The sequence below is a fragment of the Paenarthrobacter sp. AMU7 genome (assembly GCF_041200195.1).
Taxonomy (GTDB): Bacteria; Actinomycetota; Actinomycetes; order Actinomycetales; family Micrococcaceae; genus Arthrobacter.
Genome location: NZ_CP165735.1, coordinates 2,637,924 through 2,653,514, shown reverse-complemented (window position 1 = coordinate 2,653,514; position 15,591 = coordinate 2,637,924). Strand labels below are relative to the sequence as shown.

The window sequence follows — 15,591 nt, the reverse complement described above, 5'->3', positions numbered from 1 at the left end:
CGGGGGCGCTGTGGACACGGTCAAGAAGCCGCTGCCTGAGGCTTTCAAGGGCTTGGGTTATCACGAGCTCAACGCCATGCTGAACCTGTATGGCCCCAACGGCGAGATCCAGTTCGAAGCCGACCGTGAGGCTGCGCACCAGTACTTCCTGCAGCACGTGAACAACAACACGGTGTTCTTCCACGATCTGGAAGAGAAGCTCGATTACCTGGTGAAGAACCAGTACTACGAGCGCGAAACTCTTGACCAGTACACGATGAACTTCATCCGCGACCTCTTCAACCGCGCGTACAAGAAGAAGTTCCGCTTCGAAACCTTCCTTGGTGCCTTCAAGTTCTACACGTCCTACACGCTGAAGACTTTCGACGGCAAGCGTTTCCTGGAGCGCTACGAAGACCGCGTCTGCATGGTTGCCCTTCACTTGGCACGCGGCGACGAAGACCTGGCCAACCGCCTCGTCGATGAGATCATTGACGGCCGCTTCCAGCCGGCTACGCCTACGTTCCTCAATGCCGGCAAGGCACAGCGCGGCGAGCTCGTCTCCTGCTTCCTGCTCCGCATCGAAGACAACATGGAGTCGATCGCCCGCGCCATCAACTCCGCGCTCCAGCTCTCCAAGCGTGGCGGCGGTGTAGCGCTCTCTCTCACCAACATCCGTGAACACGGTGCTCCGATCAAGCAGATCGAAAACCAGTCCTCCGGCGTCATCCCCGTGATGAAGCTCCTCGAAGACAGCTTCTCCTACGCCAACCAGCTCGGTGCCCGCCAGGGTGCAGGTGCCGTGTACCTGCACGCCCACCACCCGGACATCCACCGCTTCCTGGACACCAAGCGTGAGAACGCCGACGAGAAGATCCGTATCAAGACGCTCTCCTTGGGTGTTGTGGTTCCGGACATCACGTTCGAACTCGCCAAGAAGAACGAGGACATGTACCTCTTCTCCCCGTACGACGTCGAGAAGGTCTACGGTGTCCCGTTCTCCGATATTTCGGTGACCGAGAAGTACTACGAGATGGTTGACGATTCCCGGATCAAGAAGACCAAGATCTCTGCCCGGGAGTTCTTCCAGACCCTCGCGGAGATCCAGTTCGAGTCCGGCTACCCGTACATCATGTTCGAGGACACCGTGAACCGGGCCAACCCGATCGACGGCAAGATCACCATGAGCAACCTCTGCTCGGAGATCCTCCAGGTTTCCTCGCCGTCCATCTACGCCGAAGACCTCAGCTACGAGACCGTGGGCAAGGACATTTCATGCAACCTCGGTTCCATGAACATCGCCAAGACCATGGATTCGCCGGACTTTGGTCGTTCCATTGAGACGTCCATCCGCGCCCTCAGCGCTGTGTCCGACATGTCCTACATCAACTCGGTGCCGTCCATCGCACAGGGCAACGCCCAGAGCCACGCTATCGGCCTTGGCCAGATGAACCTTCACGGTTACCTTGCCCGCGAGCACGTCCACTACGGTTCCGAAGAGGGCCTGGACTTCACCAACATCTACTTCTACACGGTGCTGTTCCACGCTCTGCGCGCTTCCAACCGTCTTGCCATCGAGACCGGCCAGAAGTTCGGCGGCTTCGAGAAGTCCACCTATGCTTCGGGTGAATTCTTCGACAAGTACACCGAGCAGGAATGGGTCCCGGCAACGGAACGCGTCTCCGAGCTCTTCGCCGGCCACCACATCCCCACGCAGGATGACTGGCGCGAGCTGAAGGCCTCGGTCATGGAGCACGGTATCTACAACCAGAATCTCCAGGCCGTACCGCCTACCGGTTCCATCAGCTACATCAACAACTCCACGTCGTCGATCCACCCGGTGGCCGCCAAGATCGAAATCCGCAAGGAAGGCAAGATCGGCCGCGTCTACTACCCGGCTCCGTACCTGACCAACGACAACCTGGAGTACTACCAGGACGCCTACGAAATCGGCTACGAGAAGATCATCGACACCTACGCCGCTGCCACGCAGCACGTGGATCAAGGCCTGTCCCTGACGCTGTTCTTCAAGGACACCGCCACCACGCGTGACATCAACAAGGCCCAGATCTACGCATGGCGCAAGGGCATCAAGACCCTCTACTACATCCGTCTCCGCCAGCTCGCGCTGGAGGGCACTGAGGTGGAAGGTTGCGTCAGCTGCATGCTGTAATCAGCCTTTATCGGTTGATTAGTTGCGGCCCCGGCTGCACTTAAAACTAAAGAGTACGACGGCGGGTTTCCACCCGCCGTCGTAGGCTTATCTCAAGAAAACCATCGCTTTAAGGGGATGAAATGACCGAAAAGGTCAAGCTGCTGACACACGTCGAGGCCATCAACTGGAACAAGATCCAGGACGACAAGGACGTGGAAGTCTGGAACCGTCTGGTCAACAACTTCTGGCTCCCGGAAAAGGTGCCGCTGTCCAACGACGTCCAGTCGTGGCACACCTTGACGCCGGATGAGCAGCAGCTCACCATGCGCGTTTTCACCGGCCTCACGCTCCTGGACACCATCCAGGGCACAGTTGGCGCCGTTTCGCTGATCCCGGATGCGATCACCCCGCACGAAGAAGCCGTTTACACGAACATCGCCTTCATGGAGTCGGTGCACGCCAAGTCCTACTCGTCCATCTTCTCCACCCTGTGTTCCACCAAGGAGATTGACGACGCTTTCCGCTGGTCACTCGAAAACGAGAACCTGCAGAAGAAGGCGCAGATCGTCATGGATTACTACCAGGGCGACGATCCCCTGAAGCGCAAGGTTGCCTCCACGCTGCTGGAGAGCTTCCTGTTCTACTCGGGCTTCTACCTGCCCATGTACTGGTCCTCGCGCGCCAAGCTCACGAACACGGCCGACCTCATCCGCCTCATCATCCGTGACGAGGCCGTGCACGGTTACTACATCGGCTACAAGTTCCAGAAGGGCTTGGAGAAGGTTTCCGAGGCACGCAAGCAGGAAATCAAGGACTACACGTTCGAGCTGCTCTTTGAGCTGTACGAAAACGAAGTCCAGTACACCCACGACCTCTATGACGGAGTCGGCCTGGCCGAAGACGTCAAGAAGTTCCTGCATTACAACGCCAACAAGGCGCTCATGAACCTCGGCTACGAGGCGATGTTCCCGGCGTCCGTTACCGACGTGAACCCGGCCATCCTGTCGGCTCTGTCCCCGAACGCCGATGAGAACCACGACTTCTTCTCCGGCTCGGGCTCCTCCTACGTGATTGGCAAGGCTGTCAACACGGAGGATGAGGACTGGGAGTTCTAAGCAGCAGTTGTTTTTATTGAGGGCGGGCAGCGAGCAATCGCTGTCCGCCTTTCTTGTGTCTGGATCATGTTCTGGAGGGTCGGTGTCCGGGGAGTGGTGGGGCTTTGGAGTGGTAGGTGTGTCCGGTGGGTGTGCTGATGTGCAGGGTGTGGGTTTCTGCGGGCAGGGGTGTGGCGTTCCAGCCGGGGTTTTCCTTGGTGTGGTTGCATGCTTCGCAGAGCCCTGCGGCGTTGTCCAGGGTGGTGGTTCCGCCGGAGTGCCAGGGCACGATGTGGTCGATGTGCCGGATGGGCGCGTCGCAGTACGGGGTGCGGCAGGTATGGTCCCGGGTTTGGATGAATCGCCGGTGTCGGTGTGGGAAGAGCCGGGCTTTGGAGTCCATGGCCAGCAGTTCCCCGCTGCCGGGCGCGGTGTAGAGCCGCCGGACCCAGACCGCGAAGTCCTGACCCGGCCCTATCGCGGCGTTTGTCCCGGCCCGGCCGTGTGTCTCTTCTGCGCCGATCAGGGTTCTGGCCCATTCCGCGGGGACGATGCCGTAGCCCTGCAGCCTGGCCGGTTCGCTGTCTCCCTGAAAGAGGGTGCGGTCGGTCATGACGAGGTCCAGGTTGATGCCCGTAAACCCGGCCCGGGTGCCGGTGACACGTTCGACCAGGGTGTCGGCCATGACCTGGCCACGGCCCCGGGGATCACCACTGGAACGGGCAGCATCAGCGGACCGGGTCAACGCCGCATACACCGCCACCCCTTGGGCGACCGGGAGCAGCGCGGTCAGGTACGTCATGGTGTCCGGTGCCGGGCGCAGACTCACGGTCCGTTCGCTCGCGGCGTGGCTGGCCCGCTGCGCCACGGACCGTGGGTCACGCCGGTACGCGGCCGCTTTCACGGCAGCGACCAGGGCCCGGTCACCGAAACCCTCGAAAGTCCCGGCATCGGGAGCGAGTTCCTCATCCACGGCGGCCCGGTCCTCAACACTGAGGCAGGCTGTTTCCTTTACGAGCAGTGTGGCCCGCCACTCGTTCAACAGGCCCTTGTTCAACGCCGCCAGCGTGTGTGGCATCTCCGTGGCCAGGGCCTTGGCAAGGCCCAACAACCTCGAGCCCCGGTTCGGTGATTCCCGCCGCGCCAACGCCACTTGCGCACCGACACCCTTGCCACGCTCCGCCGCAGGGACTCCGGCCTCGGCCTGTTCAGCCCGCTGCGCCAGATCAAACGCCACAGCAATCTGCGCCTGCAAACCGGAGATGGCCGACTTCATCTCCTCCAACACCCGCAACTGACCGATCAGGTCACCGCTGACAGTGCTGGGCTGAACTGAACTGCCGGCCTGAGCCAGCACCCGGGACAGAGCTGGAAGAGGCACAGCAGAGACCGCCGCCCTCACTTGCCCGTCCCGGATCTGCTTCATGTCCCTACTCTCGCAGGGGGTACCGACATTATTAGGCGCTTTCGGTCAGGCGGCTCTGAACCATCCCAGCCTTGTCCGCGTCTTTACATCAGGGGAAGATCATCATCATCGTCGGGAGGTTCGCCATGGTGCAGCTGGAGAAGTTCGAAAAGTACTTGATCGAAGAGTTCTACGATGACTACCGGTCTGGCGACATGTCGCACAAGACCTTCACCCGGCGGGTGGCTTTCATTATGGGAAGCATGACGGCGGCTGCGGCGGCCATGACCTTGGTGGGCTGCACGCCTGAGGAGGTACCGCGAACCACGGATCCGATGCCCACGCCATCGCCAACAACCATGGCAGGATCTCAAGGGCCAGCCACCACCGCCGTCCCCAATGCCAAGAGCCCACTGTCCGTTCCGGAGGGCGCGGCAGGTCTGGCATCGGCCACCGTGAAGTTCGACTCCAACGGGACCGAAATCAGCGGTTACCTCGCAAGGCCCGAGGGCGGCCAACCTGGTCCCGCCGTATTGATCTGCCACGAAAACCGCGGCCTCACCCCGCATATCCAGGACGTTGCCCGTCGCTTCGCCAAGGAAGGCTACGTGGCGCTGGCTCTGGACCTCCTCAGCAGGGAAGGCGGAACGGCGACCATGGATCCCGACGCCGTTCCGGGAGCCCTGACGCAGGCGGGCGCCGCACGCCACGTGGGCGACTTCAAAGCTGCCTTCGATTACCTCAACGGCCAGGACTTCGTCGAAGAGGGCCGCATCGCCATGATTGGCTTCTGCTTCGGCGGCGGCATCACGTGGCAGGCGAGCACCGAGATCCAAGGTCTAAAAGCCACCTCAGCGTTCTACGGTCCAGCACCTGACCTGGCCAAAGTCTCCGCCATCAAGCCGGCAGTCTTTGGCGTCTATGCCGAGAACGACGCACGCATCACCGGCGCTATGCCCCAACTCCAGGAAGCCTTGGACGCCACGACGGTCAAGCACCAACTCAAGGTATACTCCGGCGTGGATCACGCCTTCCACAACGACACCGGTGAGCGCTACGTGGAGGCCCAAGCTACAGCAGCATGGAACGACACCCTGGCCTGGTTCAAGGACAACGTCTAGGCCCCGGCACACGGGAACCTACCCCTGCAACCGCGCAGCTTCACTTGCCAGCTCGGCCTCCAACGTCTCGATGCTCGGCAGGCTGGCCACCAACTCGTCGGGGAGTGAGTCCGCGAGGGATGTCTTCCACTCCGCAATGCCCACGGGAGCGTTGAACCCACGCAATGCGTACTCGGCCACCACGCTGTTTTTCTCCTTGCACAGCAGTAATCCGATAGTTGGCTTGTCGTCCGGGTGCGCCATGAGGTCGTCCACTGCTGCCATGTACATCCCCAGCTGCCCGAGGAACCCGGGTTCGAACTTCACGGCCTTGAGTTCGATCACCATGTAGCAGCGCAGCTTCAGGTGGTAGAAGAGGAGGTCCGCGAAGAACTCGTCGCCGGCGATCTCCAAGCGCACCTGCTCACCTACAAAAGCGAACCCTTGGCCCAGCTCCAACAGGAATTTCTCCACATGTTTCACCAACTGCAGCTCCAGGTCCCGTTCGGTGTGCCGATCACTCATGGACAGAAAGTCGAAGACGTAGGGATCCTTGGTCGCCTGCTGCGCCAGGTCCGAATCTGCGGGGACCATCGTGGAGGCAAAGTTGGTGATGGCCTGCCCCGAGCGCTCGTGCAAGCGGGTTGAAATCTGATGCGTCAACACGTTGCGGGACCAGCCGTGCTGGGCAGCTGCCGCTGCGTACCAGAGCCGCGTGGCGGCGTCGTCGAGTTTTTCCAGCAGTGCGATCTGGTGGTACCAGGGCAATGTTGCAAGCGGCTCTTGCAACATTGGGAAGTCGGGCCAAGCCTGGGCGAAGCTCTTCATGTACCGGAGGTTTCTGGGGGAGAAGCCTTTCGCTTCCGGGAAGCGGGTCCTGATGTCGGCAGCCAAACGAGTGACCACTTTGGCGCCCCAGCCCTGCTCGGATTCACGTTCGGCGAGCTGCCGGCCGATGCTCCAGTAGGAATTCAACAACTCGCTGTTGGCCGCTGCCATGGCCCGGGTCCTGCCCACGCGGACTTCCTTCGCCACAGTGTTGAGCAAGGTGGGGTACCAGTCGGGCATGGACGAAGCGGCCGGGACACCCGGAAATGATGCTTCGGTGGCGAGCTCTTGGGACGGCATGGTGCTCCTGTCGGTTGCTGTTGTTGTCACGCTAGGGGGAGGCCCTGACAAAATAGGCAGGTGAGTGAAGCCGGTGAATTCGTGGACCACACCCTGCAGATGGAATCCACCTGGGAGAAAGCTGCTGAAGCCAGTGAACGTCTGGGTGGGGCCCTGAAGGTGTATGGCGCGTCCGTGGGTGCCGTGCGGGGAACGGTGAGGGATACGCTGAAGCGGTACAAGAACCTGGACCATGACGACGTCACCGCCTTGAGTTCGGAGCTCTACGCGGAGCCTGTCTTCGAACGGCGTCTCGCCGCAGTGGTTCTGCTGCAGACCAAAGCAGGCATCCTGGTCAACACTGACCTGACCCGTATTGAAGGTTTCATCAGGCAAGCCGGGACCCGGGAGTTGGTGGATCCCCTGGCCTCAGACGTTGTGAGGCCGTTGGTGGCACGGCTGGAGGGACTCGCCAAGGAACGTGCCGAACGCGTCCTGGAGCGTTGGGCTGGAGATCCGGACCCCGAGCTTCGGCACGCTGCGGCATTGGCGGCAGGCACCGCCACCCCTTGATAAGCACCAGCGACCCGCCTAGCGTTTCCCTCACCACATGCCGAAGAGGCGAGAGGCAGGTTGATCGATGAAATCGCTCTGGTTGGACCGGGAAACGCGCATCACCTCCGACCAAATCCCGGAGGAAAAGCACTTCGACACCATAGTGGTGGGCGCCGGCCTCACCGGAATGGTTGCAGCGTTGCTGTTGTCACGGTCAGGCCAGCGTGTGGTGGTTTTCGAGGCCAGAACGCTGGGTGCCGTGACCACCGGCAACACCACAGGGAAACTGAGCCTCTTGCAAGGCGGTGTACTGTCCGCTTTGCGTGGCCAGTACCCCCTGAAAGTGGTGCAGGCCTACGTGGAGGCCAACAAGTCCGGCCAAGCCTGGCTGACGCAGTACATGGAGCAGCAGGGCACTCCGTTCCAGCGCCGCACTGCGGTGACGTTCGCAACCACGGACGACGGCGGCCAGCGGCTTCGCAAAGAGGCAGCAGTTTCACGGGACGCAGGTTTGAACGTCCACTTCAGCCGTGATGCCGGCCTGCCGTTCCCCGTAGTGGAAGCGCTGGAGCTCGAAAACCAGATCCAGATCAACCCAATGGACGTGCTGGAAACCCTTGCAAGGGACCTTCGCAGGCATGGCGGCATGATCGTCGAGGATCTGCAGGTCCGGAACGTAAGTTCGGAGCAGCCCTTGGAAGTCTCCACGCAGAAGGGTACCTTCACAGCGGACACCGTGGTGCTGGCTACAGGGACTCCGATCCTGGATCGTGGCCTGTACTTTGCCAAGCTTGAGCCCAACCGGTCCTATGCAGCGGCGCTGAAGGTACCGGGAGACATACCTCAAAGCATGTATCTGTCCATCGATTCACCCACCCGGTCCCAACGCACTCAGCCCACTCCCGAGGGCGAATTGCTCCTGGTGGGCGGCTACGGGCATGCGGGTGGCCGGGCCGCGTCGCCGCAGTCGCACCTGGATGACCTGCTCGGATGGGCAACAAAGCATTACCCTGGCGCTGAAGTCACCCACACCTGGTCTGCCCAGGACTACCGGGCCACCAATCTCATGCCCTTCTTTGGCAAACTTCCCCGCGGACAGGGACGGATTTTCTTCGGCACGGGCTATAACAAATGGGGGATGAGCAACGGGGTGGCGGCAGCACTGTCCATCACCTCGGACATTCTGGGAGGCCAGTCTGATTGGGCCACCGTCATCCATCATCGTGTCACCTCGCCGAAAGGCGCGGTTGAGGGTGTCCGGCACAATACGGACGTTGCCCGCCGGATGATCGAGGACAAAGCCAAGGTCAGGAAAAACCCCGAGATCACCGACGAGACCCGCCCACCGGAGGGGACAGGCGTCGTGGGGTTGTACAAGGGTGAGCCAGCGGCCGTGTCCACTGTGGAAGGGAAAGTCTGCAAGGTCTCCGCCACGTGCACGCACCTGGGCGGCCTCCTGAGCTGGAACGATGCCGAGAAGTCCTGGGATTGTCCGCTGCACGGCTCCCGCTTCACACCAGAGGGCCAGTACTTGGAGGGGCCCGCCACCCGTCCCCTGGAAAATTCGGTCGGTAAGAAAGAGAACTAGCCCAGCCGGTCCACGCGCCGCAGGGCTTGGTCTGCAGCGCGTCGTTTTTGGGTAGCCTCCCTGACGGAACGTTTCTTCAGGGATTCCGCAGCTTCAGCGTCCCTGGTCAGGCCAATAAGTTCTGCTTCGAGCGAGGACAGGCGCTTTTTGGCATCCTCAATCTCGGACTTGAGGCGTGTTCGACGGGCCGAGAGTTCGTTGACGACATCCCAGGCTGAGGATGCCTTTGCTTCGGCCTCCGCGGCTTCCTGGTCTGCGGCGTCGAAATCTTTTTGCGCGTCCTTCAACGCTGCCCGTTGCTTGGCTGCCCGGCGATCCGCCAGCGAGGTGGCTTCTTCCTGCGGCGGCTTTTTCCCGGGCGCCGCGGCTTGGGGAGGGGGTGACTCTTTGGTACGGGACGCGGGTTCCTTCTTTGCTGCCGGTTTCGATGCGACCTCCTGTTCGGGGACAACAAGGTCCCCGGGTGCGGCCGCAGCCACCGCATCTGTGAGGTCCACTGCCTCAAAGCCGCTGCCGCTGAGTCCCCGCACCAGCCGGCCTGTGCCGACGGCGGCGGCCGCGCCAGCGTCGGCCATGGCGGCCCGGAGCGTTTGTTCCACGTCGGCTGCTGCCGCGGCACTGAGGGGCGTCCCCAGCTCGGTGGCAAGTTCCTTTGCGGCATGCACGGCCGATGTCAGCTGCCCCTGCCGCTGCTGTCCGAGCTCACGAAACGCTTCTGCGTCTCCGTCCTCCTGGGCGGTTCTGAGAGCAACGCCAAAACGCACGACGCCGTCAATTACCTCAGGCTTGTGAACGGACAGCATGTTGATGGCCCAGGCACCGGCGGCGGGTTTGGGCAGGCCGCCGATCTCCTTGGCCAGGTCCTTTTCTCCATCATCCTTGGCTTTGCGGGCCAAGGCGGTTCGTTCAGCGGTGAAGTCTTTGGGCGGCACGGCGTACAGCTCTTGGGCGGCATCGCGGAGATCCATGGACTCATCCTAGGGTTCACTGCGCCCGGTCCGGTCGACCGAATCCATAATGCGACGTTGCTTAGGGTAGCCTAAGTCGAGTGGATCAGATCATGAGTTTGCCCTTCGGCGTCGCCATCGCGGCGCTCTTCGCTATTGTCATGATCCGCGTCAACGTCACGTACTGGATAGGACGCGGTGCCGTGGCCGGGTTCGCCCACACCCGTTTCGGTAGATCCCTGGAGCGTCCCAAAGCAGCCCGCGCGCAAGTCCTCATCCAGCGGTGGGGGCCGTACGCCGTCGTACTTTCCTTCCTGACCATTGGCCTGCAGACGGCCATCAACCTTGCAGCAGGTGCTGCCCGCATGCCGCTTCGCAGATACCTGCCCGCAGCAATTGCCGGTTCGCTCATGTGGGCGTTGCTGTATGCCACCATCGGGCTGGCAGCCTTGGAAGCCTGGCTTGTGGTTGCGGCGGCATCGCCTGTGGGAGCCGGGCTGGGGGTTGCGGCATTGGCCGCCGTCATCGTCTGGGTAGTGGTGGCCCGCAAGCGTCGTTCTGCGGCCAAATCAGCGGATACAGTGGTCTGAGTTCTACTGCTGGATCGGCGAAAGGCTTGGGTTGACTACTGCATTACCGGAACTGGCGGATGGCGATTTCTACTACGAATCGTTGGGTCAGGGCCGTTACAGGTCCACCATCCATGCCCAAGGTGCGTGGAATCCGCATGAGCAACATATGGCCCCGGCGTCGGGCATCATGGCCGACGCCCTTGTAAGGCATGAGCCCCGGGACGATGTCCGTATGGCGCGGATCAGTTATGAAATCCTGGGGCTGATTCCCGGCGGCGAGTTCCAGGTCACCACCTCAACGCTGCGGCCGGGCCGGACCATTGAGCTCATCCAAGCCGAGCTCTCCGCTGGAGGCCGTGTAGCCATCCGTGCCGCTGCATGGCGCATGGTGACCAGCGACACCAGCGCGGTAGCCGCAGTTGAGGACGAGCCCATGCCGGCCCCCGACGAATGCAAGCCGTGGGAGGGTGCAAGTGTGTGGCCTGGCGGCTATATCCGTTCCTTGGAAATGCGCTTGGCGGAGGGCCACCGGCCTGGATCAGGCAAGGTGTGGATCCGCACCCCGCTTCCTCTGACCGACCATGACGACAGCTCGGATCTTGCACGGTTGATGGGTCTGGTGGATACCGCCAACGGCATCGCAGCCAGGGTCCCTCCCGGCGAAAACAGCTACATTTTTCCCAATGTTGACCTCCAGGTACACATGTACCGGGCGCCGTCCGGTGAATGGCTGGGCCTGGACAACAAAGTCTCGTTCGGAGCGGACGGCATCGGCCTGACGTCCACGGTGCTGCACGACATCAATGGGCCGTTCGGCAGGGCCGAACAGATCCTGACGTTGAGGAAGAGCTGATGCGGGCCGAAGCACCCGCGGCGCAGCTCACCGCTTACCGCCAGCTGGAATCCATGGGTGCGGCACAGGACCTGGATTTTGCTTTGGAGCTGTTGCAGCGCGCCCGCAGCGGGCAGTTGGGCCCTTCGCTTCGCCTGTACCGTCCGCAGCCAACTGTGGCGTTCGGACAAAGGGACGCGAACCTCCCTGGCTTTCCCGCGGCGGAGGAAGCCTGCAGGGAGCTGGGGTTCGAACCCCTGATCCGGAAAGCCGGCGGACGCGCGGCTGCCTATCATCAGGGGACGTTGGTCATTGACCACATTGAGCCGCATCCGGACGCGATCGTGCGCGCGAAGGCAAGGTTTTCGGAGTTTGGTGAGTTGTTGGCCGGCGCGCTTCGCAGCGTTGGTGTCCACGCCGCGGTCGGCGAGATCCCCGGGGAGTACTGCCCTGGTGAATTCAGCGTCCACGGCGAGGACCCTGATTTTCCCGCTCACAGCATCAAACTGATCGGCACTGCACAGCGGGTGGTCTCCGGTGGGTGGCTCTTCAGCTCCGTGATTGTGGTGGAAAACTCCAAGCCCATCCGTGACGTTTTGACGGCCAGCTACGCCGCGTTGGGCCTTGACTGGGATCCTGCTACCGCGGGCGCCGCCAATGACCTTCTGCCCCACCTGGATGTCCAGACCGTGGAGGATGCAGTCATCGAGGCCTACCGCGGGTACGCGGACGTCGTCGACGGCGACTTCCGGAGCCTGGTGGGATAGGGACGCGAGCCCCTGCTTTCCAGGCCCCGGAGGCTGACTCGCCTTAGGTCAGTGGCCCCGGGCGATCCACTCGTCCAGATGCGGCTTTTCCGCTCCGATGGTGGTGGAGTCCCCGTGCCCGGTGCGAACCACCGTCTCTTCCGGCAAGCTGAGCAGTTTGGTCCGGATGGAGTCGATGATGGTGGGGAAGTCGCTGTAGGAGCGTCCCGTTGCACCGGGGCCGCCCTGGAAGAGCGTGTCTCCGCTGAAGAGTGTCCCTTCGCCGGGCAAGTGGAAGGAAACGGATCCCGGCGAGTGTCCGGGCGTGTGGATGGCCTTCAAGTTGGCTCCGGCAACGGTGAACTGGTCGCCGTCCGCAATTGCGGCATCGGGGTCGACGTCCGGGAACACTGCCCGCCACAGCATCCAGTCGTCCTGGTGCAAATGGATGGGTGCTTTGGTGAGATCCGCGAATTCACCGGCTGAGCGGATGTGGTCGTCGTGGCCGTGGGTCAGCAGGATGGCTTTGACGGTGCGGCCGTTGACTGCCTGCAGGATGGCGTCAGGGTTGTGGGCGGGGTCGATGACGAGGCATTCGGAGTCGTCCCCGACGATCCAAACGTTGTTGTCGACGTCCCAGGTGCCGCCGTCGAGCGAGAACGTGCCTGATGTGACCACGTGGTCAATGGTGAGGGTGCTCATAGTTCAACCACCGATCGGAGGACGGCGCCGTGGTGCATTTTGTCGAATGCTTCTTCCACTTGGTCGATGCTGATGCGTTCGGTGACGAAGGCATCGAGGTCCAGCTTGCCCTGCTTGTAGAGGTCCACCAGCATGGGGAAGTCCCGGGAGGGAAGGCAGTCACCGTACCACGATGATTTGAGTGAACCGCCGCGGCCGAAGACGTCCAGCAAGGGCAGTTCCAGGGTCATCTCCGGCGTGGGGACGCCTACCAGGACGACGGTTCCTGCGAGGTCGCGGGCGTAGAAGGCCTGCTTGTAGGTCTCGGGACGTCCGACGGCGTCAATCACCACGTCTGCGCCGAAACCACCCGTCAGGGCGCGGATTTCCTCGACGGGGTCGCTGTTGGAGGAATCCACTGTGTGGGTTGCGCCGAGGTCCTTTGCCCGCTCGAGCTTCTTTGCGTCGATGTCGACGGCGATGATGGTGGTGGCGCCTGCGAGCGCGGCACCTGCAATGGCAGCTACGCCCACTCCGCCGCAGCCAATGACGGCAACCGAGTCGCCGCGCTTGACGCCGCCGGTGTTGAGCGCCGCGCCCAAACCTGCCATGACGCCGCAGCCGAGCAGCCCAACGGCGGCGGCATCGGCGTCGGGGTCTACCTTGGTGCATTGACCGGCAGCGACCAGGGTTTTTTCAATGAACGCACCGATGCCCAAGGCGGGTGAGAGTTCCGTGCCGTCTTCGAGGGTCATTTTCTGGGTGGCGTTGTGGGTGTTGAAGCAGTACTGGGCCTGCCCGCGGTTGCAGGCCCGGCAGTTGCCGCAGACTGCACGCCAGTTGAGGACCACGCGGTCGCCGGGGGCTACGTCGGTGACGTCGGGGCCCACTGCGCTGACCACGCCGGTGGCTTCGTGGCCCAGGAGGAACGGGAAGTCGTCGCTGATGCCACCGAGTTTGTAGTGGAGGTCGGTGTGGCAGACGCCGCTGGTGAGGATGTCCACCAGTGCTTCGCCGGGACCGGGCTCGGGAACCAGGATGGTTTCCAGGGTTGCGGGTGCGCCTTTGGAGCGGACGACGACACCTTTGACTGCGTGGACCATGGAGATGTTCCTTTCGGGCTCGCGGAGAGCGGGCCCTTAAATGCAGCAGGGCCCGCAACGGATTCCCAATCTGTCTATCACAGGTGGCAGACAGCGTGTGGATTGTTCCGTGCGGGCCCTGGAGCGCTTAGGCGTGGAGCCGGCGGTTATGCGGCGACCAGGCGCTTCTCAACCTCCGAAGCGGAGGGGTTGGTAGCCGCGGTGCCGTCGGGGAAGAGGACGGTGGGGACGGTGCGGTTGCCTCCATTGAGCTGCTCGACGAGTTCGGCAGTGCCATCCACTTCTTCGATGTTGATCTCGGTGTAGCCGATGCCCTTGGCGTCCAGCTGCTTCTTCAGGCGGTTGCAGTAACCGCACCAAGTGGTCGAGAACATGGTGATGGTGCCGGAGTCGGGAGTGAAGTCCACAGAGCTCTCCTCAGTAGTGGTGGTTTGCACGGGTAATTCGTTGTTATCAACGGTAACCTGCCCCCTGATAATTCCCGTACGGCCGGGAAGCCGGGTTACGTCACGCGCATGCGCTGGTGCGATGTGGGAGGAAAGGGCAGACTGTTGGCATGTGTGGACGTTATGTAATGGCCCGTGCGGTGGGGGATCTGCTTGCCGATTTCGACGCCGAGCTGGAGAACGAGATCGCCCTGGAAAAGTCGTGGAATGTGGCACCCACCGACGCTGTTCCGATCGTGTTGGAGCGGCTTGTCGATGACAACCTGAAGCGGCAGCTCCACGTTGCCAAGTGGGGCCTGGTGCCATCGTGGGCCAAGGATCCCAAGGGTGGCGCCCGGTTGATCAATGCCCGCAGCGAGACCCTTTTGGAAAAGCCTTCCTTCAAGAAGGCTGCTGTTGCCCGGCGGTGCGCAGTTCCGGCCGATGGCTACTACGAGTGGAAAAAGGGTGAGGGGAAGAACAAGCAGCCCTATTACGTACACCCGGGGGATGGCCAGGGCCTGGTCTTTGCCGGGTTGTATGAATGGTGGCGGGACCAGTCGGCAGCTGATGATGATCCCGGTCGCTGGCTGCTGTCCATGTCCATCCTGACGGCGGACACCCCAACCGCCGAATCTGCCCGGACGCGTCGCAGTGCTTCGGTGTTTGACGAGCTCACTGCCCTTCACGACCGGGTTCCGCTGCCCATGGACACGGAGACCATGGAAGCCTGGTTGGATCCGCGGGAGAAGGATGCTGCGGGGCTGGTGGAGATGGTCCGTTCCAAGGCGCACGACGCCGCCTCCGGGTGGACGTTGGATCCTGTGGGCAGTGCCGTGGGAAACGTCCGCAATAATTCACCGGAGCTCATTGAGCCGGTGGAAGGCCTCTTCTGACGTCAGAGTGCTTCTGTTACCGGGACCCCGGATTGGAAGTCCCGGCCGTCCGCTTCGCTGAAGCCCGTCATCACATGGCCTTTGCTGAGCCCGTGGATGGCCGACATCGGGAAGTTTCCGGTGATGACGTTGCCGGAGTGCTCTACGCCCTTGATGTCGTAGTTTTCCTCGGCGCTCAGGGAGTGGTTGAAGGAGTAGAAGGAGATAGCCTCTCCATTCATGAATTCGATGCCGAGCCTACGCTGTGAGGAGTAATCCTCACTGGCAGCAACAAGGCCCACGACGTAAGCGCCGGAGCCTGGTATGTTCCCATCGATTTCAAACCTTGCCACCAGGTTGTCGTCCGATGCCGTGATGTTGACCTGCTTCAGGAGTGCGTCATTGGTACTCATGCCACAATCCTGCT

At 62.1% G+C, this 15,591-nt stretch carries 16 protein-coding genes; 9 read left to right on the top strand and 7 right to left on the bottom strand.

Features of this window, described 5'->3' with window-relative positions:
- Positions 1-10: 10 nt before the first annotated feature.
- Together nrdE and nrdF are read left to right on the top strand one after the other, a co-directional pair.
- On the top strand, positions 11-2,152 hold the full coding sequence (gene nrdE / locus ABQM86_RS12155; RefSeq protein ID WP_337340370.1) for a class 1b ribonucleoside-diphosphate reductase subunit alpha: 2,142 nt from the start codon (positions 11-13) through the stop codon (positions 2,150-2,152).
- Between the two features lie 122 nt (positions 2,153-2,274).
- Positions 2,275-3,249: a class 1b ribonucleoside-diphosphate reductase subunit beta gene (nrdF, locus tag ABQM86_RS12150; RefSeq protein ID WP_011775019.1), complete on the top strand. Its 975-nt coding sequence runs from the start codon at positions 2,275-2,277 to the stop codon at positions 3,247-3,249.
- Between the two features lie 64 nt (positions 3,250-3,313).
- Here nrdF and ABQM86_RS12145 read toward each other — a convergent pair whose 3' ends face one another.
- Positions 3,314-4,654: a DUF222 domain-containing protein gene (locus ABQM86_RS12145; RefSeq protein WP_369744532.1), complete on the bottom strand. Its 1,341-nt coding sequence runs from the start codon at positions 4,652-4,654 to the stop codon at positions 3,314-3,316.
- Positions 4,655-4,725: 71 nt separating this feature from the next.
- Between ABQM86_RS12145 and ABQM86_RS12140 the strand changes: the two genes are divergently transcribed.
- The gene (locus ABQM86_RS12140) at positions 4,726-5,754 is read left to right on the top strand and encodes a dienelactone hydrolase family protein (RefSeq protein ID WP_369744531.1); all 1,029 of its coding nucleotides are present in this window, start codon (positions 4,726-4,728) and stop codon (positions 5,752-5,754) included.
- Positions 5,755-5,772: 18 nt separating this feature from the next.
- On the opposite strand, the gene ABQM86_RS12135 is transcribed toward ABQM86_RS12140, so the two are convergent.
- On the bottom strand, positions 5,773-6,861 hold the full coding sequence (locus tag ABQM86_RS12135; RefSeq protein WP_369744530.1) for a YhcG family protein: 1,089 nt from the start codon (positions 6,859-6,861) through the stop codon (positions 5,773-5,775).
- 60 nt (positions 6,862-6,921) lie between these two features.
- On the opposite strand from ABQM86_RS12135, the gene ABQM86_RS12130 reads away from it, so the two are divergent.
- Positions 6,922-7,413, top strand: coding sequence for a DNA alkylation repair protein (locus ABQM86_RS12130; protein WP_369744529.1), 492 nt, complete (start codon positions 6,922-6,924; stop codon positions 7,411-7,413).
- A gap of 67 nt (positions 7,414-7,480) precedes the next feature.
- Positions 7,481-8,983, top strand: coding sequence for an FAD-dependent oxidoreductase (locus tag ABQM86_RS12125; RefSeq protein WP_369744528.1), 1,503 nt, complete (start codon positions 7,481-7,483; stop codon positions 8,981-8,983).
- Here the strand turns inward: ABQM86_RS12125 and ABQM86_RS12120 are convergent.
- Complete coding sequence (locus tag ABQM86_RS12120; RefSeq protein ID WP_369744527.1) at positions 8,980-9,951, bottom strand: hypothetical protein; 972 nt, start codon at positions 9,949-9,951, stop codon at positions 8,980-8,982. The two genes, ABQM86_RS12125 and ABQM86_RS12120, sit on opposite strands and share 4 nt — an antisense overlap.
- A gap of 80 nt (positions 9,952-10,031) precedes the next feature.
- Here ABQM86_RS12120 and ABQM86_RS12115 point away from each other — a divergent pair, with 80 nt between their 5' ends.
- Genes ABQM86_RS12115 through ABQM86_RS12105 form a run of 3 tightly spaced genes read left to right on the top strand, consistent with a single transcriptional unit; the run spans position 10,032 to position 12,101 of the window.
- On the top strand, positions 10,032-10,520 hold the full coding sequence (locus ABQM86_RS12115) for a DedA family protein (RefSeq protein WP_369744526.1): 489 nt from the start codon (positions 10,032-10,034) through the stop codon (positions 10,518-10,520).
- A 31-nt stretch (positions 10,521-10,551) separates the two neighbouring features.
- Positions 10,552-11,355 (top strand): thioesterase family protein, encoded by an 804-nt coding sequence (locus tag ABQM86_RS12110; protein ID WP_369744525.1) that lies wholly within the window; start codon positions 10,552-10,554, stop codon positions 11,353-11,355.
- Positions 11,355-12,101, top strand: a complete 747-nt coding sequence (locus tag ABQM86_RS12105) for a lipoate--protein ligase family protein (protein WP_207593706.1) — start codon at positions 11,355-11,357, stop codon at positions 12,099-12,101. Before ABQM86_RS12110 ends, ABQM86_RS12105 begins: the two co-directional genes overlap by 1 nt.
- A 48-nt stretch (positions 12,102-12,149) precedes the next feature.
- On the opposite strand, the gene ABQM86_RS12100 is transcribed toward ABQM86_RS12105, so the two are convergent.
- From ABQM86_RS12100 to ABQM86_RS12090, 3 genes are all read right to left on the bottom strand, one after another.
- Positions 12,150-12,782: an MBL fold metallo-hydrolase gene (locus ABQM86_RS12100; RefSeq protein WP_207593705.1), complete on the bottom strand. Its 633-nt coding sequence runs from the start codon at positions 12,780-12,782 to the stop codon at positions 12,150-12,152.
- Positions 12,779-13,864 (bottom strand): S-(hydroxymethyl)mycothiol dehydrogenase, encoded by a 1,086-nt coding sequence (locus ABQM86_RS12095; protein WP_337340243.1) that lies wholly within the window; start codon positions 13,862-13,864, stop codon positions 12,779-12,781. The genes ABQM86_RS12100 and ABQM86_RS12095 overlap by 4 nt, the downstream gene beginning before the upstream one ends.
- 146 nt (positions 13,865-14,010) lie before the next feature.
- The gene (locus ABQM86_RS12090; protein WP_024816868.1) at positions 14,011-14,271 is read right to left on the bottom strand and encodes a mycoredoxin; all 261 of its coding nucleotides are present in this window, start codon (positions 14,269-14,271) and stop codon (positions 14,011-14,013) included.
- Between the two features lie 167 nt (positions 14,272-14,438).
- Between ABQM86_RS12090 and ABQM86_RS12085 the strand changes: the two genes are divergently transcribed.
- Positions 14,439-15,185: an SOS response-associated peptidase gene (locus tag ABQM86_RS12085; protein ID WP_242703629.1), complete on the top strand. Its 747-nt coding sequence runs from the start codon at positions 14,439-14,441 to the stop codon at positions 15,183-15,185.
- A gap of 2 nt (positions 15,186-15,187) precedes the next feature.
- Here the strand turns inward: ABQM86_RS12085 and ABQM86_RS12080 are convergent, their stop codons facing one another.
- Positions 15,188-15,577, bottom strand: coding sequence for a hypothetical protein (locus tag ABQM86_RS12080; RefSeq protein WP_089595262.1), 390 nt, complete (start codon positions 15,575-15,577; stop codon positions 15,188-15,190).
- Between the last annotated feature and the right edge of the window lie 14 nt (positions 15,578-15,591).